Source organism: Streptomyces tateyamensis (assembly GCF_003205575.1).
Lineage (GTDB): Bacteria > Actinomycetota > Actinomycetes > Streptomycetales > Streptomycetaceae > Kitasatospora > Kitasatospora tateyamensis.
Genome location: NZ_PYBW01000005.1, coordinates 18900 through 36726 on the forward strand (window position 1 = coordinate 18900; position 17827 = coordinate 36726).

General features: G+C 73.0%; 18 protein-coding genes. 12 read left to right on the forward strand and 6 right to left on the reverse strand.

Annotated elements, in window-relative coordinates:
- The first annotated feature begins 32 nt into the window (after positions 1-32).
- Positions 33-848, forward strand: a complete 816-nt coding sequence (locus C7C46_RS00765; RefSeq protein ID WP_110664564.1) for an ABC transporter ATP-binding protein — start codon at positions 33-35, stop codon at positions 846-848.
- A 130-nt stretch (positions 849-978) separates the two neighbouring features.
- On the opposite strand, the gene C7C46_RS00770 is transcribed toward C7C46_RS00765, so the two are convergent.
- The gene (locus C7C46_RS00770) at positions 979-1647 is read right to left on the reverse strand and encodes a 3-oxoacid CoA-transferase subunit B (protein ID WP_110664565.1); all 669 of its coding nucleotides are present in this window, start codon (positions 1645-1647) and stop codon (positions 979-981) included.
- Entirely contained in the window at positions 1644-2408 is a 765-nt protein-coding gene (locus C7C46_RS00775) for a CoA transferase subunit A (protein ID WP_110664566.1), read from the reverse strand. Before C7C46_RS00775 ends, C7C46_RS00770 begins: the two co-directional genes overlap by 4 nt.
- A gap of 102 nt (positions 2409-2510) precedes the next feature.
- On the opposite strand from C7C46_RS00775, the gene C7C46_RS00780 reads away from it, so the two are divergent.
- The 7 genes from C7C46_RS00780 (at position 2511) to C7C46_RS34660 (ending at position 9883) form a co-directional block, all read left to right on the forward strand.
- A complete protein-coding gene (locus tag C7C46_RS00780; RefSeq protein ID WP_110664567.1) occupies positions 2511-3278 on the forward strand; it encodes an IclR family transcriptional regulator in 768 nt (255 codons plus the stop codon).
- A 158-nt stretch (positions 3279-3436) separates the two neighbouring features.
- On the forward strand, positions 3437-4642 hold the full coding sequence (hppD, locus tag C7C46_RS00785) for a 4-hydroxyphenylpyruvate dioxygenase (protein WP_110664568.1): 1206 nt from the start codon (positions 3437-3439) through the stop codon (positions 4640-4642).
- A 123-nt stretch (positions 4643-4765) separates the two neighbouring features.
- Positions 4766-5974: a homogentisate 1,2-dioxygenase gene (locus C7C46_RS00790; RefSeq protein WP_110664569.1), complete on the forward strand. Its 1209-nt coding sequence runs from the start codon at positions 4766-4768 to the stop codon at positions 5972-5974.
- A complete protein-coding gene (locus tag C7C46_RS00795; RefSeq protein ID WP_110664570.1) occupies positions 5971-6819 on the forward strand; it encodes a hypothetical protein in 849 nt (282 codons plus the stop codon). Before C7C46_RS00790 ends, C7C46_RS00795 begins: the two co-directional genes overlap by 4 nt.
- Positions 6816-8033, forward strand: a complete 1218-nt coding sequence (gene fahA, locus C7C46_RS00800; protein ID WP_110664571.1) for a fumarylacetoacetase — start codon at positions 6816-6818, stop codon at positions 8031-8033. Before C7C46_RS00795 ends, fahA begins: the two co-directional genes overlap by 4 nt.
- A complete protein-coding gene (locus tag C7C46_RS00805) occupies positions 8030-9250 on the forward strand; it encodes a Glu/Leu/Phe/Val dehydrogenase dimerization domain-containing protein (RefSeq protein ID WP_110664572.1) in 1221 nt (406 codons plus the stop codon). The genes fahA and C7C46_RS00805 overlap by 4 nt, the downstream gene beginning before the upstream one ends.
- Before the next feature lie 291 nt (positions 9251-9541).
- Entirely contained in the window at positions 9542-9883 is a 342-nt protein-coding gene (locus C7C46_RS34660; protein ID WP_110664573.1) for a hypothetical protein, read from the forward strand.
- A gap of 7 nt (positions 9884-9890) precedes the next feature.
- Here C7C46_RS34660 and map read toward each other — a convergent pair whose 3' ends face one another.
- The gene (map, locus tag C7C46_RS00815) at positions 9891-10658 is read right to left on the reverse strand and encodes a type I methionyl aminopeptidase (RefSeq protein WP_110664574.1); all 768 of its coding nucleotides are present in this window, start codon (positions 10656-10658) and stop codon (positions 9891-9893) included.
- Between the two features lie 61 nt (positions 10659-10719).
- On the opposite strand from map, the gene C7C46_RS00820 reads away from it, so the two are divergent.
- The gene (locus C7C46_RS00820) at positions 10720-11016 is read left to right on the forward strand and encodes a helix-turn-helix domain-containing protein (RefSeq protein WP_110664575.1); all 297 of its coding nucleotides are present in this window, start codon (positions 10720-10722) and stop codon (positions 11014-11016) included.
- 54 nt (positions 11017-11070) lie between these two features.
- Here the strand turns inward: C7C46_RS00820 and C7C46_RS00825 are convergent, their stop codons facing one another.
- Positions 11071-11574 (reverse strand): hypothetical protein, encoded by a 504-nt coding sequence (locus tag C7C46_RS00825; RefSeq protein ID WP_110664576.1) that lies wholly within the window; start codon positions 11572-11574, stop codon positions 11071-11073.
- Between the two features lie 407 nt (positions 11575-11981).
- Here C7C46_RS00825 and C7C46_RS00830 point away from each other — a divergent pair, with 407 nt between their 5' ends.
- Genes C7C46_RS00830 through C7C46_RS00840 form a run of 3 tightly spaced genes read left to right on the forward strand, consistent with a single transcriptional unit; the run spans position 11982 to position 14264 of the window.
- Positions 11982-12392 carry a GntR family transcriptional regulator gene (locus C7C46_RS00830; RefSeq protein WP_110664577.1) on the forward strand — a complete coding sequence of 137 codons (411 nt, stop codon included), beginning with the start codon at positions 11982-11984 and terminating at the stop codon, positions 12390-12392.
- The gene (locus C7C46_RS00835; protein WP_110664578.1) at positions 12385-13272 is read left to right on the forward strand and encodes an ABC transporter ATP-binding protein; all 888 of its coding nucleotides are present in this window, start codon (positions 12385-12387) and stop codon (positions 13270-13272) included. The genes C7C46_RS00830 and C7C46_RS00835 overlap by 8 nt, the downstream gene beginning before the upstream one ends.
- Positions 13269-14264, forward strand: a complete 996-nt coding sequence (locus C7C46_RS00840; RefSeq protein ID WP_110664579.1) for an ABC transporter permease — start codon at positions 13269-13271, stop codon at positions 14262-14264. Before C7C46_RS00835 ends, C7C46_RS00840 begins: the two co-directional genes overlap by 4 nt.
- 236 nt (positions 14265-14500) lie before the next feature.
- On the opposite strand, the gene C7C46_RS00845 is transcribed toward C7C46_RS00840, so the two are convergent.
- Together C7C46_RS00845 and C7C46_RS00850 are read right to left on the reverse strand one after the other, a co-directional pair.
- Complete coding sequence (locus C7C46_RS00845) at positions 14501-15292, reverse strand: DUF3050 domain-containing protein (RefSeq protein ID WP_245983957.1); 792 nt, start codon at positions 15290-15292, stop codon at positions 14501-14503.
- A 319-nt stretch (positions 15293-15611) separates the two neighbouring features.
- Complete coding sequence (locus C7C46_RS00850; RefSeq protein ID WP_110664580.1) at positions 15612-17687, reverse strand: acyltransferase family protein; 2076 nt, start codon at positions 17685-17687, stop codon at positions 15612-15614.
- Between the last annotated feature and the right edge of the window lie 140 nt (positions 17688-17827).

The following is a 17827-nucleotide window of genomic DNA, read 5'->3' on the forward strand; positions in this document are numbered from 1 at the left end:
CCCAGCGACACCGAACGGACGGAGAAAGCACCATGACGCCGCGGACGGCACGCCTGCAGGGCCGGGGGCTCACCCTCGGGTACGAGAAGCGGACCATCGCCGAGCAGCTCTCGGTCACCGTGCCGGACCGGTCCTTCACCGTGATCATCGGCCCCAACGCCTGCGGCAAGTCCACCCTGCTGCGCGCCCTGGCCCGCACCCTGCGGCCCAGGGCCGGCCAGGTGCTGCTGGACGGCGCCGACCTCGCCTCACTGCCCGCCAAGCGGGTCGCCCGCACCCTCGGCCTGCTGCCGCAGTCCTCGGTGGCGCCCGACGGCATCACCGTCAGCGAGCTGGTCGCGCGCGGCCGGTACCCGCACCAGGGCCTGCTGCGCCAGTGGTCCGAGCAGGACGAGCGGGTGGTGCGCGAGTCGATGGCCGCCACCGGGGTCGGGGACCTCGCCGACCGGCTGGTGGACGAGCTCTCCGGCGGCCAGCGCCAGCGGGTCTGGATCGCGCTGGCGCTCGCCCAGCAGACCCCGCTGCTGCTGCTCGACGAGCCCACCACCTATCTCGACATCGCCCACCAGGTCGAACTCCTCGACCTCTGTGCGTGCCTGCACGAGGAGCAGGGCCGCACCCTGGTCGCCGTCCTGCACGACCTCAACCAGGCCGCCCGCTACGCCACCCATCTGATCGCCATGCGCGACGGCGCCGTGCTGGCGGCCGGTGAGCCGCGCGAGGTGGTCACCGCCGAGCTGGTCGAGCGGGTCTTCGGGCTGCCCTGCCGGGTGATCGAGGACCCGGAGAGCGGCACCCCCCTGGTGGTGCCCCGGGCCCGCCGCCGGGTGGCGGTGGGGGCCGCGTGACCGCCCGCCTGTACCGCGACGCCCACGGCATCGCGCACCTGCGGGCCGCCGACCCGCAGGCCCTGCCTTCCGGCATGGCCTGACGGGCCGTCACACGAGCACCGCCCACAGGGCTTGCGGAGGGCGGGCGTCAGTGCAGCCTGGGCCCGGTCTTCGTGCGGATCTCGTCCTCGCTGACGCCCGGCGCGAGTTCGACCAGGGTGAGGATGCGGTCGCCGGGGGTGCCCGCCGGGACGCTCCGACCGGTGGCCGGGTCGACCACGTCGATCACGCCCAGGTCGGTGATGATGCGCTGGACCACGCCCCGGCCGGTGTAGGGCAGGGAGCACTCCTCCACGATCTTGTGGGCGCCGTCCTTGGCCACGTGCTCCATCAGCACGATGACCCGCTTGGCGCCGTGGACCAGGTCCATCGCGCCGCCCATCCCCTTGACCATCTTGCCGGGGATCATCCAGTTCGCGATGTCGCCGTTGGCCGAGACCTGCATGGCACCCAGGATCGCCGCGTCGATCTTGCCGCCGCGGATCATGCCGAAGGAGGCGGCCGAGTCGAAGTAGGACGCGCCCCGGTTGATGGTCACCGTCTCCTTGCCGGCGTTGACCAGGTCCGGATCGACGGCGTCGGCCGCGGGGTAGGGACCCACGCCGAGGATGCCGTTCTCCGAGTGCAGCACCAGCTCCAGGCCCTCGGGCACGAAGTTGGGCACCAGGGTCGGCAGGCCGATGCCGAGGTTGACGTAGGAGCCGTCGGTCAGCTCCGCGGCCGCCCGGGCGGCCATCTGCTCACGGGTCCAGCTCACCGTACGGTCCTCTTCTCGATCCGCTTGGCCGCCGTCTGCTCGGCGGTCAGCGCCACGACGCGCTGCACGTGGATGCCCGGGGTGTGGATCAGGTCGGGGTCGAGCTCGCCCGGCTCGACCAGCTCCTCCACCTCGGCGACGGTGATCCGGCTGCACATCGCGACGAGCGGGTTGAAGTTGCGTGCGGACGCCCGGAAGACGAGGTTGCCGTGCCGGTCGCCCTTCCACGCCCGGACCAGGCCGAACTCCGCGGTGATCGCCTCCTCCATGACGTAGTCGCGGCCGGCGAAGGAGCGCACCTCCTTGGCGGGCGAGGCGAGGGCCACCTGGCCGTCGGAGGCGTACCGCCACGGCAGGCCGCCGTCGGCGACCTGGGTGCCGACGCCGGTGGCGGTGTAGAAGGCGGGTATGCCCGAGCCGCCCGCCCGCATCCGCTCGGCGAGCGTGCCCTGCGGGGTGAGCTCGACCTCGAGCTCGCCGCTCAGGTACTGGCGGGCGGACTCCTTGTTCTCGCCGACGTAGGAGCCCGTCACCCCCCCCGCCCCCCGCCCCCCCCGCCGCTCCTGCAGCAGCAGCCCCAGGCCCCAGTCGTCCACGCCGCAGTTGTTCGAGACGACGGCGAGGTCACCGGCACCCTGCTCCAGGAGGGCCTGGAGCAGTACCGCCGGGATGCCGCACAGTCCGAAGCCGCCCACGGCGAGCGTGACCCCTGACGGGATGTCCGCTACGGCTTCCGCCGCTGTTTCCACTGTCTTGTCCACGCGGCGATTCAAAGCAGCGCGGTTCGGGCGGTCAACGGGCGAGCGCGGATCGGGCCGGTTTCATTCGCACTGCGAACGCCTGTCTGGCCTATCGTTCATCCAGTGAACACTCCCTCGGATGTCCTGGGGCGCTGTGCCGCCGTGCTGCGGGCTCTGTCGGCCCGCGAGCCGGGCGGGGCCACGACCACCCAGGCCGCGACCGACACCGGCCTGCCCCGGCCGACCGTGCACCGCCTGCTGGTCGGGCTGGAGCGGGAAGGGCTGGTCGAACGGCTGCCGGGTTCGGCGCTCTGGGTGCTCGGGACCGAGCTGTACCTGCTCGGCCGCACCGCCTCCGCCCGCTACGACGTCACGGACACCGCCCGCCCGTACGTGCAGCAACTGGCCCGGCTCACCGGCGAGAGCGCGTTCTTCTCCGCCCGGCAGGGCGACGAGACGGTCTGCCTGGTCCGCGAGGACGGGGCCTTCCCGATCCGCTCGCACGTCCTGTACGAGGGGATCCGGCTGCCGCTCGGCGTCGCCTCCGCGGGCCTGGCGATCCTGGCCCACCTGCCGGTGCGGGAGACGGACCTGTTCCTGTCGCGGGTCGAGCTGACCGACGAGTTCGGCCCGGCGCACGCCGAGGACCAGCTGCGCGCCCGGATCGCGGACGCGCGCCGGCGCGGCTGGTCGCTGAACGCGGGCCACGTCGTGCAGGGCAGTTGGGGGATGGGCGCGGCGGTCTTCGACGCCCACGACCGGCCGCAGTGGGCGCTCAGCCTGACCGGGGTCGAGCAGCGCTTCACGGGTGCGCGCCAGGACGAGTACGGCCGGCTGCTGCTGGAGGCGGCGCACCAGCTGACCCGGGCGATCCAGCAGCGGAGGGCCTGACCCGCCGCGAATACTGGGCAATCTGTCCAGTCGCGCGGCGGCTGCGGTACGCAGATCGAGCAGAGTGCCCAGCCCGCAATGGAACACTTGCACACCCCCGGGCTGGTGCGGTGTCCTCTGCCTCGGACCCCGCAGTGCGCAGTCAAGGAGGACGCCGCATGACCGTTCAGGACACCCTCACCAACCAGGAGCGCCTCGCCGAGCTGGACCTGGGTCAGCTCCGGCAGCTGGTCGGGCTGGTGGAGTACGACGGCGAGCGGGACCCCTTCCCGGTCACCGGCTGGGACGCCGTGGTCTGGTCGGTCGGCAACGCCACCCAGGCCTCGGTATTCTTCCAGGCCGTCTTCGGCATGGAGCTGGTCGCCTACTCCGGCCCCACCACCGGCAACCGCGACCACCACGCCTACGTGCTGCGCTCGGGTGCGGCCCGCTTCGTCCTCAAGGGCGGCGTCGACCCGGACAGCGAGCTGCTGGACCACCACCGCCGGCACGGCGACGGGGTGGTCGACATCGCGCTGGAGGTGCCGGACGTCGACAAGTGCATCGACCACGCCCGCGCCTCGGGTGCGACCGTCCTGGTCGAGCCGCACGACCTGACCGACGAGCACGGCACCGTGCGCCTGGCCGCGATCGCCACTTACGGCGAGACCCGGCACACCCTGGTCGACCGCTCCCGCTACACCGGCCCCTACCTGCCGGGCTACGTCGCCCGCAGCGGCGGCTGGGTGAAGCCGGCCGGCGAGCCCAAGCGGCTCTTCCAGGCCCTGGACCACGTGGTGGGCAACGTCGAACTCGGGCGCATGGACGAGTGGGTGGGCTTCTACAACCGCGTCATGGGCTTCACCAACATGGCCGAGTTCGTCGGGGACGACATCGCCACCGAGTACTCGGCGCTGATGAGCAAGGTGGTGGCCAACGGCAACCACCGGGTCAAGTTCCCGCTCAACGAGCCGGCCGTGGCGAAGAAGCGCTCGCAGATCGACGAGTACCTGGACTTCTACCGGTCCCCCGGCGTGCAGCACCTGGCGCTGGCCACCAACGACATCCTGACCACGGTGGACGTGCTGCGCGCCAAGGGCGTGGAGTTCCTGGACACCCCCGAGACCTACTACACCGACCCGGCGCTGCGGGCCCGGATCGGCGAGGTCCGGGTCCCCATCGAGGAGTTGGCCTCGCGCGGCATCCTGGTCGACCGTGACGAGGACGGCTACCTGCTGCAGATCTTCACCAAGCCCATCGGCGACCGGCCGACCGTGTTCTTCGAGCTGATCGAGCGTCACGGCTCGCTGGGCTTCGGCAAGGGCAACTTCCAGGCGCTGTTCGAGGCGATCGAGCGCGAGCAGGCCAAGCGCGGCAACTTCTGAGGTCCGGCTGCCGGGTCCGGCCTGGTCCGGGCCCGGCAGCCTGGCAGCTTCCAGGCCCGGCACCGTCCGGGCCTGGAAGCCGCCGGGCCCGGTCACATCCACGCTGTCCCGGAGAGGCCCGACATGCCGTACTACCGCCGGGTGGGCCACGTCCCGCCCAAGCGCCACACCCAGCACCGCCGCCCGGACGGCGGCCTGTACTACGAGGAGCTGGTCGGTGAGGAGGGCTTCTCCTCCGACTCCTCGCTGCTCTACCACGGGGGCATCCCCTCCGCCCTGGTCGCCGCCTCCGAGTGGCAGCTCCCCGACCAGCGCACCGTGCCCAACGCCCCGCTGCTGCCGCGCCACCTGCGCCTGCACTCGCTGTTCGACGGCGAGCGCGCCGCGCCCGTGGACGTGGTCACCGGCCGGCGGCTGGTCCTCGGCAACACCGACGTGCGGCTGTCCTACGTAGTGGCCGATGCGCCGAGCCCGCTGTACCGCAACGCCATCGGCGACGAGTGCGTGTACGTCGAGTCCGGCGGCGGCACCGTGGAGACCACCTTCGGCGTGCTGCCGTTCCGCTCCGGGGACTACGTGGTGCTGCCGCGCGGCACCACGCACCGCTGGGTCCCGGACGCCGGCACCACGGTCCGGGCCTACGTGATCGAGGCGGAGGGCCACCTCGCCCCGCCCAAGCGCTACCTGTCCCGCTACGGACAGCTGTTGGAGCACGCCCCCTACTGCGAGCGGGACCTGCACGGCCCGGCCGAGCCGCTGGTCGTCACCGGCGGCGAGACCGAGGTGCACGTGCGGCACCGCGGCGCGGGAGCGGGCGGGCAGGCGGGCACGGTGCACGTCCAGCAGCGCCACCCGTTCGACGTGGTGGGCTGGGACGGCTGCCTGTACCCCTACACCTTCAACATCGCCGACTTCGAGCCGATCACCGGCCGGATCCACCAACCGCCGCCGGTGCACCAGGTCTTCGAGGGCAACAACTTCGTGATCTGCAACTTCGTGCCGCGCAAGGTGGACTACCACCCGCTCGCGGTGCCGGTGCCGTACTACCACGCGAACGTGGACTCGGACGAGGTCATGTTCTACTGCGGCGGCAACTACGAGGCCCGCAAGGGCTCCGGGATCGGACAGGGCTCGATCTCGCTGCACCCGGGCGGCCACTCGCACGGCCCGCAGCCGGGCGCCTACGAGCGTTCCATCGGGGCCGAGTTCTTCGACGAGCTTGCGGTGATGGTCGACACCTTCCGCCCGCTCGCCCTCGGCGTCGCCGGGCAGGAGTCCGAGGACCCGCACTACGCCTGGACCTGGGCGCGCCAGAGCGGGGGTACGCAGTGACCGCCGCGCCCGAGAACGCCCTCGAAGCCGCCTTCCACGGGCTCCTCGACGACGCGGCCGTGTTCCCCCCGGGCGACCTGCCGCTGGCGCAGGCGGTGCCGGCCCACCAACTGCACCGCTCGGCCTGGTACGCGCCGTTCGTCGGCTCGTTCGTCTGCCCGGCCACCCGGGCCGGCGAGGTGGACGCCCCACTGGAGCTGAGCCTGACCCTGCCTGACGGACCGTCAGGCCTGGCCGGGGTGCTGGCGGCGCCGGACCGGCGCCCGCTCGGCCGGCTGGTGGCCGTCGAGGTCGCCCTGCCGGCGGCGGTCCCGGCCGCCGAAGCCGTCGCCCTGCTGGACGCCCAGCTGCCCGAGGATGTCACCGGCTTCGTCGAAGTCCCGCGCGACGAACGGCAGTCGGCCGTGCTGGACGCGCTGTCCGGCACCCGGCACCGGGCCAAGTTCCGCACCGGCGGGCTGGTCCCGCAGGCGCACCCGGACGAGGCCGAGCTGGCCGGCTCGCTGCTCGCCGCCGTCCGCCGCGAGCTGCCGTTCAAGTGCACGGCGGGCCTGCACCACGCCGTGCGGCACACGGACGGCACGCTGGAGCAGCACGGTTTCCTCAACGTGCTGCTGGCCACGGCCGCCGCGCTGTACGGCGCCACGCAGGCGCAGCTCGCGCAGCTGCTCGCCGAGCGGGATCCGCAGCAGGTGGCCCGGCAGGTCGTCGCGGCCGCCGCGGACGGCCGGCTGGCGCAGGCCCGCACCCGGTTCCTCTCCTTCGGGACCTGCAGCATCACCGATCCGCTCACCGACCTGACCGCCCTCGGTCTGGTGCACCGCCCGCAGGAGACTGACGCATGACCTGGCTCGACCTTCCGCAGGACTCGCCCTTCGGCGTGGCCAACCTGCCCTACGGAGTCTTCTCGACCCCGGACACCGCACCGCGCGTCGGGGTGCGCATCGGCGACCAGGTCCTCGACCTGGCCGCCGTGCTGGACGACCCGGTCTTCGCCGAGCCGACCCTCAACTCCTTCCTGGCGCAGGGCCGTGCGCGCTGGGACGAGGTGCGGGCCAGGGTCACCGAGCTGCTCACCGACGAGCGCTGGCGCACGACCGTCGAGCCCGCGCTGGTGGCGCTCGACGATGTCCGGCTCCAGCTGCCGTTCGCCGTGGGCGACTACGTGGACTTCTACGCGAGCGAGCACCACGCGGGCAACATCGGCCGGATGTTCCGCCCCGGCTCGGACCCGCTGACCCCCAACTGGAAGCACCTGCCGATCGGCTACCACGGCCGGTCCGGCACCGTCGCGGTCTCCGGAACCCCGGTGGCGCGGCCGAACGGGCAGCGCAAGGCACCCGCCGACGCCCTGCCCTCCTTCGGGCCCTGCCTGCGGCTGGACATCGAGGCCGAGGTCGGCTTCGTGGTGGGCACCGGCACCGAGCCGGGCCGGCCCGTCGCCCCGGCGGAGTTCGCCGACCACGTCTTCGGCGTCTGCCTGGTCAACGACTGGTCCGCACGGGACATCCAGGCCTGGGAGTACGTGCCGCTCGGACCCTTCCTCGGCAAGTCCTTCGCCACCTCGGTGTCCGCCTGGATCGTCCCGCTGGCCGCGCTCGAGTCGGCCCGCACGGCCCCGCCGGCCCAGCAGCCGGAGCCGTTGCCGTACCTGACGGACGGTCAGCCCTGGGGACTCGACCTGGAGTTGGAGGTCCTGCTGAACGGACACCTGGTCTCCCGGCCGCCGTACGCGTCGATGTACTGGACCCCCGCGCAGATGCTGGCCCACATGACGGTCAACGGCGCCTCCGTGCGGCCCGGCGACCTGTTCGCCTCCGGCACCGTCAGCGGCCCCGACCGCGACCAGCGCGGCTCGCTGATGGAGCTGAGCTGGGGCGGCCAGGAGCCGATCACCCTGCCGGACGGCTCGGTGCGGACCTTCCTCGAGGACGGGGACGAGGTCGTGATCCGCGCCACCGCCCCCGGCCCGCACGGCACCCGGATCGGCCTCGGCGAGGTCGCCGGCCGCATCCTGCCCGCCACCACTCACCCCCACTTCTCCAAGGAACAGTCGTGAAGGACCAGTTGGCCGCCTTCGAGGCAAAGGCCCCGCAGATCGTCTTCGAGTGGCACGACAGCCAGACCCCCGCCCGGGGCTGGGTCGTCATCAACTCGCTGCGCGGCGGTGCGGCCGGCGGCGGCACCCGGATGCGGGCCGGCCTGGACCGCCACGAGGTCGAGTCGCTGGCCAAGACCATGGAGATCAAGTTCACCGTCTCCGGCCCCGCGATCGGCGGCGCGAAGTCGGGCATCGACTTCGACCCGCGCGACCCGCGCAAGGAGGGCGTCCTCACCCGCTGGTACGAGGCGATCACCCCGCTGCTGCGCGCCTACTACGGCACCGGCGGCGATCTGAACGTGGACGAGGGAGCCGAGGTCGTCCCGCTCACCGAGCGGCTGGGGCTGTGGCACCCGCAGGAAGGCGTCGTCCAGGGCCACTACGGCTCCGGCGACCGGGTGCGCCGGGTCGGGCAGCTGCGCCAGGGCGTCGGCAAGGCCGTCGAGGACCCGCGCTTCTCCCCCGCTCCCGAGCGGCGGTACACCGTCTCCGACCTGATCACCGGCTGGGGCGTGGCCGAGTCGGTCCGCCACTTCTACGCGACCTACGGCGGCGACCTGGCCGGCAAGCGCGTCGTCGTCCAGGGCTGGGGCAACGTGGGCGCCGCCGCCGCGTACTACGCGGCGCAGGCGGGTGCCCGGGTGGTCGGCATCATCGACCGGGACGGCGGCCTGCTGAACCCGGACGGCCTCGGCCTCGACGAGGTCCGCGAGCTCTTCCTGAACCGCCGCGGCAACACCCTCCAGGCCCCCGGACTGCTCCCGCCCGCCGAGGTCGACGCCAGGGTCTGGGACCTGGGCGCCGAGGTCTTCCTGCCGTGCGCCGCCTCCCGCCTGGTCACCCGCGAGCAGGTCGACCGGCTCGCGGCGGGGGGCCTGGAGGTCATCGCCTGCGGAGCCAACGTGCCGTTCGCGGACCCGGAGATCTTCTACGGCCCGACCTACGAGCACGCCGACAAGAGCGCGGCCGTCGTCCCCGACTTCCTCGCCAACTGCGGCATGGCCCGCACCTTCGCCCTCCTGATGGACGGCGCCGCCCCGATCACCGACACCGCCGTCTTCGAGGACGTCTCCCGCACGATCGCCACCGCCCTCCAGCGCTGCCACGACCGCTCCCCCGAGCCCACCGGCCTCGCGGCCACGGCGTTCGCCATCGCCCTGGAGCAGCTGGCCTGACGGCCGCCGGTCCGCCTGGTGCCCACTGTCGAGTGAGCACCAGGCGGACCGGCGCATCGGGACTGCCCCGTGCTCACGCGACGTCAACTCTGCGTCGGGTTCGGAATCGGAATCCCGCTCTGCACCGGGCCGCACCAAGATCCGCCGCGGATCCTAGCCGCCCGCGTCGTTCACGCGACAGGCGGGAGCGAACGTCGCACCACAGCACCCGATGATCTCCGGAGCAGAACACGTGTGTATACGTTCCGCTACAGTGGGTAGTGACCCGATGCACGCTCAGATGGGAGAACCATGCTGCTCCGCAGGACTTTCGCCACCCTCGCCCTGACCGCCGCCCTCGCCGTCCCGGCCACCACGGCCACGGCCACGGCCACGGCCGCCGATGCACACCCGGCGGGGACCGCCCCGGCCTCGACCACCAGTCTGCGCCAGTCCCCCACCCCGGACTGCGCCGACAACGGGGGCCGGGTCCCGTGCTACGAGTACCAGACGTGGTTCTGGTCCTTCTCGAACTGCGAGGACTACGCCAAGAACCACTACATGGACCCGGGCGTCTACGACCGCCACGTCTGCGCGGTCTTCACCGACGGCGCGACGGTCGGCCTCTGGTACCACAAGTACCGCACCAGCTGAGCCGACCTCAGGGCAGGGTGAGGACGCGCGGGCCCTCCTCGGTGATGGCGACGGTGTGTTCGATGTGGGCCGCCCGGCTGCCGTCGACGGTGCGCAGGGTCCATCCGTCGGGGTCGGTGCGGTACTCGTTGCGCCCGCCGGCCATCAGCATGGGTTCGATGGCGAGGACCAGGCCGTGGCGCAGCGGGAAACCGCGGCCGGGCCGTCCGTGGTTGGGGACGTGCGGGTCCTCGTGCATCTGCCGGCCGATGCCGTGCCCGCCGAAGTCGGCCGGCATGCCGCAACGGGCCCTGCGGGCCACCGTGCCGACAGCATGGGAGATGTCGCCGACGCGGTGGCCGACGGTGGCCGCGGCGATACCTGCGTCGAGGGCCTGCTGAGTGGCGGCGATCAGCTCGATGTCGCCGGGGCGAGCGGTGCCGACGGTGAAGCTGACGGCGGAATCCCCGCTCCAGCCGTCGAGTTCGGCTCCGCAGTCGATGCTGACCAGGTCGCCGTCGCGCAGGCGGTAGTCGCCGGGGATGCCGTGCGCGACGGCGTCGTTCACCGAGGCGCAGATCACGGCGGGGAAGGGGGTCGGCGCGAAGGCCGGCCGGTACCCCAGGAACGGGGAGCGCGCGCCGGCCTCGGCCAGCACGGTGCGGGCGGCCTCGTCGAGCTCGCGCAGTCGGACTCCCACGGCAGCCGCCGCGCGGACGGCTGCCAGGGCATCGGCCACCACCCGCCCGGCTTCTCGCATGGCATGCAGTGCCGTGTCGGTCTTGATCTCCACCATCTCCGTGACTCCTCGCGAGGCGACGTGACCCAATACTTATACCGGTATTAGTATCACGGGTATGGTGAGAGTTCCGTTGAGTCCGCAGGAACGGCAACGCGGCGAGCGCTTCGGGAACCTGCTCCGGCAGGCCCGCGGCGACCGCAGCATGGTGGAGGTGGCGGCGGCCGCCGGGGTGTCCGCCGAGACCCTCCGCAAGATCGAGACCGGCCGGGCCCCGACCCCGGCCTTCTTCACCGTGGCCGCGCTGGCCCACGCCCTGCACCTGTCCCTGGACGAGCTGGCCACCGCCTGCGCCGAGGCGGAGGCGGAAGCAGTTGCCGCTGGGGGCGGCGGCGACCAGGCCCTGTCGGCGTGACGCTCGCACCGGCGACGCCCTCCACCAGGCCCCGGGAGCGAGGCCCGAGGAAGCTCAGGGCAGGGTGACCGTGCTGCTCTGGTACACCGGGCTGGTCGTGGAGGCGCCGCCGTAGGTCTGGATCACGGTGTACTGCGCGTAGGTGGTGTACTGACCCGCCACCAGGGGGGCCTCGGTGTCCGCGGAGCCGGTCGTGGTGCTGTAGATGGTGTGCGTGTTGAAGCCGACCTGCGTGGTGCCGCGGTAGAGGGCGACCACGGTCTGGATCTCGTACATCGGCTGCGTACAGGTCAGGCCGGCGAGGCCTTCGACACCGCCGCCGAACGGGCCGCCGTAGTACCGGAACGGCGCGTTGACGTTCGGGGTGCAGGTGACGGCAGTGGCCGCACCCGTCCGGGCGTCGTGGCCGGCGAAGGTGAAGCTGCCGGCCGCCGACGGGCCGTGCCCGGCCGCGGTCTCGGCCGAGGCCGCCGGCGCGACCGCACCGGCCAGTGCGAGCACGGCCGCGGCGGCGAGGGCCGAGCGGGTCAGGCAGGGGCGAACGGTTCGGTTCAGCATGGCGTTGCTCCTCATGCGTCAGGGACGAAGCAGGACACGAACAGCACGAACAGAACAGACGAACAGAACGGGGATCGGGACCTCTGCCCCCAAGGGCGCCGCAACCTCGCGCGTTCTCGCGCGACCTCGTACATGGCGGCGCTTCCGACGAGTCCGCACGCCGGAGCAGAGTGAGGAGAACGGTCGACGCGTCCAGGCCCCCCTGGCGAGACTGCTGCCTCGCGGCGCCGACCGGGTTCAGTATCCGCGCCTCCGGTCCAGAGCGTCAACTGTCAACTCGCCTTCACAGCAAAACGTTTGATGGACAGTCAGTAAGCTCCCCAGCAGCCCCTCGCCCCCCGAGCTTGACGATCAAGGGCCTCCTGCATCACCATTCCACTAATGCCTTAGTGGAATGGTGATGCAGGATGGACTACCGCATCGACCGGCACAGCGGGATCGCGACGTACCTGCAGATCGTGCAGCAGACCAAGCACGCGCTGCGGCTGGGTCTGCTGCTGCCGGGAGACAAGCTGCCCACCGCCAAGGAGGTGGTGGCGGCGACCGCGATCAATCCGAACACGGTGCTCAAGGCCTACCGCGAACTGGAGCGGGAGGGCCTGGTCGCCCCGCGGCCCGGGCTCGGCACCTTCGTGCTGCGCTCGCTGGCCCGCGAGGAGGGCGCGGCCGACTCGCCGCTGCGGGCGGAGCTCGCCCGGTGGGCGGCCCGCGCCCGGCGGGCCGGCCTCGGGCGCGAGGACGTCGCGGCACTCGTGGCATCAGTGGTGGAACAGGAATTCGCCGGCGACGGCGGCACCGGAGGGGAAAACGATGACTGAACCGCGCACGGCGCTGACCGTGACCCGGCTGGGCAAGCGGTACCGGCGTGGCTGGGCACTGCGCGACTGCTCGTTCGCGCTGCCGGCCGGGCGGATCTGCGCCCTGGTGGGGCCCAACGGGGCGGGCAAGTCCACCCTGCTGGCGATGGCGGCGAACCTGCTGACGCCCAGCGCGGGCACCCTGGAGCGGCCCGACGGCCAGCGGGTCGCCTTCGTGGCCCAGGACCGGCCGCTGTACCCGGGCTTCACCGTGGCCGAGTCGCTGCGCCTGGGCCGCGAGCTGAACCCCAGCTGGGACCAGGCGGCCGCCGAACAGGTGCTGGCCGCGGGGGACTTCCCGACCAGCGCCAGGATCGGCTCGCTCTCCGGCGGTCAGCGCACCCGGGTCGCCCTCGCCCTCGCGCTCGGCAAGCGGCCCGATCTGCTGTTGCTCGACGAGCCGATGGCCGAGCTGGACCCGCTGGCCCGGCGCGAGCTGATGGGCCATCTGTTGGGCCAGGCGGCGGAGTACGGCACGACGGTCCTGATGTCCTCGCACGTGATCGCCGAACTCTCCGAGGCCTGTGACTTCCTGGTTCTGGTGGCCGACGGCGCCGTCCGGCTGGCCGGGGACATCGAGGAACTGCTGGCGGCGCACCAGGTGCTGGTCGGCCCGGGCGAGGCGGCCGAGTGGCTGGCCGGGCAGGTCGTGGTGGAGCGGCGCGAGGCCGGCCGGCAGCTGACCTCGCTGGTCCGCGCCGCCGGACCGGTCCCGCCGCCTTGGCAGGCCGGGCCGCCGAGCCTGGAGGAGCTGGTCCTGGGCCATCTGCGCGGGCAGGGCGCCCCGGCGCTGCTGACCGACGAGGCCCGTGTCAACGAAATGGTGGAGGTGGGCGGATGACCGCCGTGCTGGAGGCGCCGGTGCGCCGCGGGTTCGCACCGCGCGGGCTGGTCTGGCTGATGTGGCGTCAGCGGCGGTTGTCGATCCTGCTCTGGCCGGTCGTGGTGCTGGCCGCCGCCGTCGCGGCGGTGTGGCTGCACGGTGCGTCGGCCGACTACATCCGCAACCACGGGATCGCCGGCTGCGCGATGATCAGCTTGGACCCCGCCTGCCAGCAGCCCGGTGTCCAGGAGTCGGTCTCGCAGTTCCGCGACAGCTACGGGCACCTGCTCAAGCTGGCCGGCCTGCTGATGCTGCTGCTGCCGGTCGCGGTGGGCGCGGGCCTCGGCGCACCGCTGCTGGCCCAGGAGTTGGAGCAGGGCACCTGGAAGCTGGTGCTGAGCCAGTCGGTCTCCCGGCGGCGCTGGGTGCTGGCCAAGCTGGCGGGGGTCGCGGTGCCCGCCGCCCTCGGCTCGCTGGCGCTGGCCTCGCTGTACCGCTGGGCCTGGCACCCCTCGGCGAACGACGTGTCCGGGATCGCCTGGTCCAGCCAGTTCTTCTTCAGCACCGGCGGCCCGGACCTGGTGGCCACCGTGCTCGCGGCGATCGGGGTGGGCGCCCTGGCCGGCGCGGTGCTGCGCCGCACGGTGCCCGCCATGGCGGTCACGGTGCTGCTGGTCGGGCTGCTGCAGGCGGGGCTGAGCACCGTGCGCCCCTACCTGTGGAGCTGGCAGACCATGCGGGTGCCCGAGTCCGAACTTCCCAACAGCGTCTGGGGTTTCGCCCACGGGCTGATCCGCCCCGACGGCACCCGGCTGCCCTACGACGGCTGCGGGGCCCTGCTCGACCCGGGCCAGTGCGCCGCCAAGTACGCGGGCACGGTGGAGTACTCGGACGTGCACCGCGCCACCGACTACTGGCCGCTGCAACTGGTCGAGACCGGCATCTGCCTGGCGCTGGCCGCGCTGCTGACGGCGGCCACCGTCTCCTGGATCCGCCGCCGCCTGGCCTGACGGCCGACCCCTCCGGGCCGGACCGCCGCCAAGGCCGGACCGACCCCTCCGCGACTCGCTCGGCGCCGCAGCCTGGACACCACCCGGGCCGTGGCGCCGAGCAGCAGCAGGTACAGGAGCAGCGCCCGGGCCTGCCCGGATGGCGGACAGCCAGGTCCCGCACCACCAGCGGCCGGAGCGGCGCGGCCCGTCTTCCCGGACCGCGCCGCCGCACGGCACTTATGAGTGGCTGGCTGTCAGCCCGCGAAGTCGGCCAGGATCCCGTCCCAGAGCGCGACCCGGGCCGCCAGCGCCCGCTGGACGGTCTCGGCGCACTGGGTCCAGCGCTCCTCGTCGTCACCGCACAGGTCGATCAGCATCTGCATGGCCATCGGCGTGTGCTGCTCGCCGTCCACCTCGATGTGGCGGGCCAGGTAGTCCTTGAACACGGCCAGCCGGCCGCCCTCGTCCTCGATCTTGATCACCTGCTCGAACATCTCCGGGATCAGGTCCTCGCGGCCGAACGCGAAGGCCGCGGCCTGGCAGTGCACCGGGGCGTTGTCGATGACGTCCCAGGTGACCGCCATGAACTCGGCTGCTGCCGAGGGCACTTCGGCCGCCTTCACAGCATCGGCCACACTGCTGCCGCCGCCCAGCAGCCGCAGGAAGGCGTCAACCGCCGTGGTCTGGGCCCCGGCGCGCGCCATCCCGTCCAGGTACAGCTCGAAGTGGCTGATGTAGCCCTCGCCGAGCTCGTCGCTCTCCTCCACCAGCACGATCTCGTTGATCAGTCGCCGGCTGGCCGTCGGCCCGCTCGGCAGCCACGGGAGCTCCACCGAAGTCAGCTGGCGCTGCAAGCACTTGAGCAGGGACATGAAGTCCCAGACCGCGAACACGTGCCGCTCCTGGAAGGTGCGCACCCGCTCCAGCGAGCTCAGCTGGTGGTACATCGGGTGGCCGACCACCTCCTGCCGCACCGGCTCGATCGCCTCCCGCAGCGCCGTCAGGCCGGGGTGCGAGCGATCCCAGTGGTAGCGGTCCGAACTCAATGTGACTCCAGGGGAAGTGAGCAGCCCGAGCTGACCCGTCGTCAAGCTGGGGCCCGCATGGCGATTGGTACGGCTCAGGCTAGCGGGATCGACCCTCCCGGCAAAGGCTTGTGCCGGGGAGCCGCAGCTCAGACCGGGTGCGCTAAGCCGGGCCCGCAGACGGCCGGTTGACCGTGCGCCGACATCCGCCGAGGTCAAGATCTACTGAACGTACGCGGACCGCCGACCGGCGGCGCCGACCCGCTCGAACACTTCGCACCCGGACTCCCCGGCGGGCCCTCCCGTCAGGTCGCCGGGCGGCAGTCCCAGTCACTGGCTGTCACTCCTGGCGAGCGCCGACCGGCCCCGCCCACCCGATCCGGTGCGCGGCGAACTGCTGCGCCAACCGCGCCGCCAGGGCGGGCGCCAGGGTGTCGACGTAGGTCGCGGTCAGGTGGGTGCCGTCGCGGTACACCAGGACCGAGCCGATCACCGCCGGGCAGTGCTGCTCCGGGCAGATCCGGGCGTTCAGGTCGATCACGCCCGCGCCCAGTTGCCGCGCCACCTCGGCCTGCAGGTCGGCGGTCCGGTAGTCCGGGCGGAAGGCGCAGGTGGAGAGGGCGGCCGGGTGCCGGGCCACGCACTCGTCGACCGGGGCCGGGACGACGGTGGTGTTGTTCAGCACGGCCACGACGGGAATGCCCGCCTGCTGCAGCCGGGTCCAGGTGCGCGCCAGGCCCGCGCGCATCGGCGGTGCCGTCCCCGGCCCGGCGGCCGCGGCGGAGTCCAGAGCGAGGGCGGAGTTCTGCGAGGTCAGGACCAGGGCGGGCTTCAGTGCCAGGATCCTGGCCGTCACCTGCCGGTTCCAGGCGACGCAGCTGGCGTACGGGTGGTCGGCCAGCACCGGGACCGCGTCGGTGAAGGCGCAGTTGGACTTGGTCATGGTGACCACGTGGATCGCGTGCTGTCGGCCGATCAGGTCCAGCGCCGGTTCCCACTGCAGGATCTTCGAGTCGCCCGCCAGCACGATCAGCGTGCCGCCCGCGGGATCACCGAAGTCGCAGCTGGCCACGGCGCTCGCCTCGGTTCCGGCCTGGCAGCCCCGGCCGTACGCCGCCGGGACGTCCAGGCCCGCGTGCAGCGGGTCGGGGCGCACCGCGGGGTACGCGTCCACCCGCCACAGCGCGGCCTGCTGCTGGGCCGTCAGCCCGTCCAGGGCGCTCGCGCCGATCACCTGGCCGGTGGCCTGCGCGGTCGCCGGGGTCCCGATCGGCGGAGTCCCGGTCAGCACGAGGCCGGACGCCACCCCGAGCGCGGTGCAGCCGGCCGCCACGGCCCAGGTGGCCCCGGGGCGGCGGGCCAGCGCCGGGGAGACCCGGACCGGGTTCTCCACCCACCGGTGCGAGAGCCAGGCCGGGAGCACGGAGGCCAGCACCACGCCCGCCCCGAGCAGCGCACCGCCCTCGGGTCGGACCGCCCGGGCGGCGACCAGCAGCGGCCAGTGCCACAGGTAGAGCGAGTAGCTCAGGCCGCCGATCCACACCAGCGGCCGAACCGCGAGCAGTCGGCCCGCCTCCTCCGTACCGCCGACCAGCACCGCTGCCGCGCCCAGCACCGGCCACAGCGCCCGGTACCCGGGCCAGGCGGCCTGACCCGCAGTCAGCAGCGCACTGCCCAGCACTAGCGCCAGGCCCGCGCCGGCGAGCAGCGGACCGAACCGCCCCAGCCGGCGCCGGCGCAGCGTCAGAGCGCACAGCGCACCGAGGGCCGGCTCCCAGAGCCGGGTCGGGGTGACGAAGAAGGCCGTCGTCGGCGAAGTGGCGGTGCGGACCACCGAGCAGGCCAGCGACCCGCCCGCCACCAGCGCGATCACCGCCGCCGCCACCCCGGTGCCCGGGCGCCGCCACCGCCGGGCGCCCCAGCGCGCGAGCACCAGGAGCACCGGCCACAGCAGGTAGAACTGCTCCTCCACCGCGAGCGACCAGAAGTGCTGGACCGGCGAGGCACCGATGTCGCCGGCCAGGTAGTCGACGGAGCGGGCGGCCAGGCGCCAGTTGACCACGTCCAGGGCCGCGGCCGCGATGTCGCCGCCGAAGGTGGGCAGCTGGGTCAGCGGCAGGAACAGGTAGCTGAGCAGACCGGCCACCGCCAGTACGAGCGCGGCGGCCGGCAGGATCCGCCTGGCCCGCCGGGCGTAGAACCCGGCCAGCGAGATCCGCCCGGTCCCCTCGGCCTCGCGCACCAGCAGCGAGGTGATGAGGAACCCGGACACCACGAAGAAGACGTCCACCCCGACGAACCCGCCGGGCAGCAGCCGCGGCGCGGCGTGGAAGCCCAGCACCAGCAGCACGGCCACCGCCCGCAACCCCTCGATGTCCGGCCGGTACTCCGCACCGCGCTGCCCAGGCTTCCGCACGGGCCGACGGTACTGGCTGACCGGCCGTCAACCGCGCCACCCCGTGCCCCTCACCCTGCTCGGCCGCCCGGCCCCACCGCCGCCGCACCGCGACGCAGCGTCACCCGTGCGGGACGCATGCGGAGTTGACCCCGGTGCCG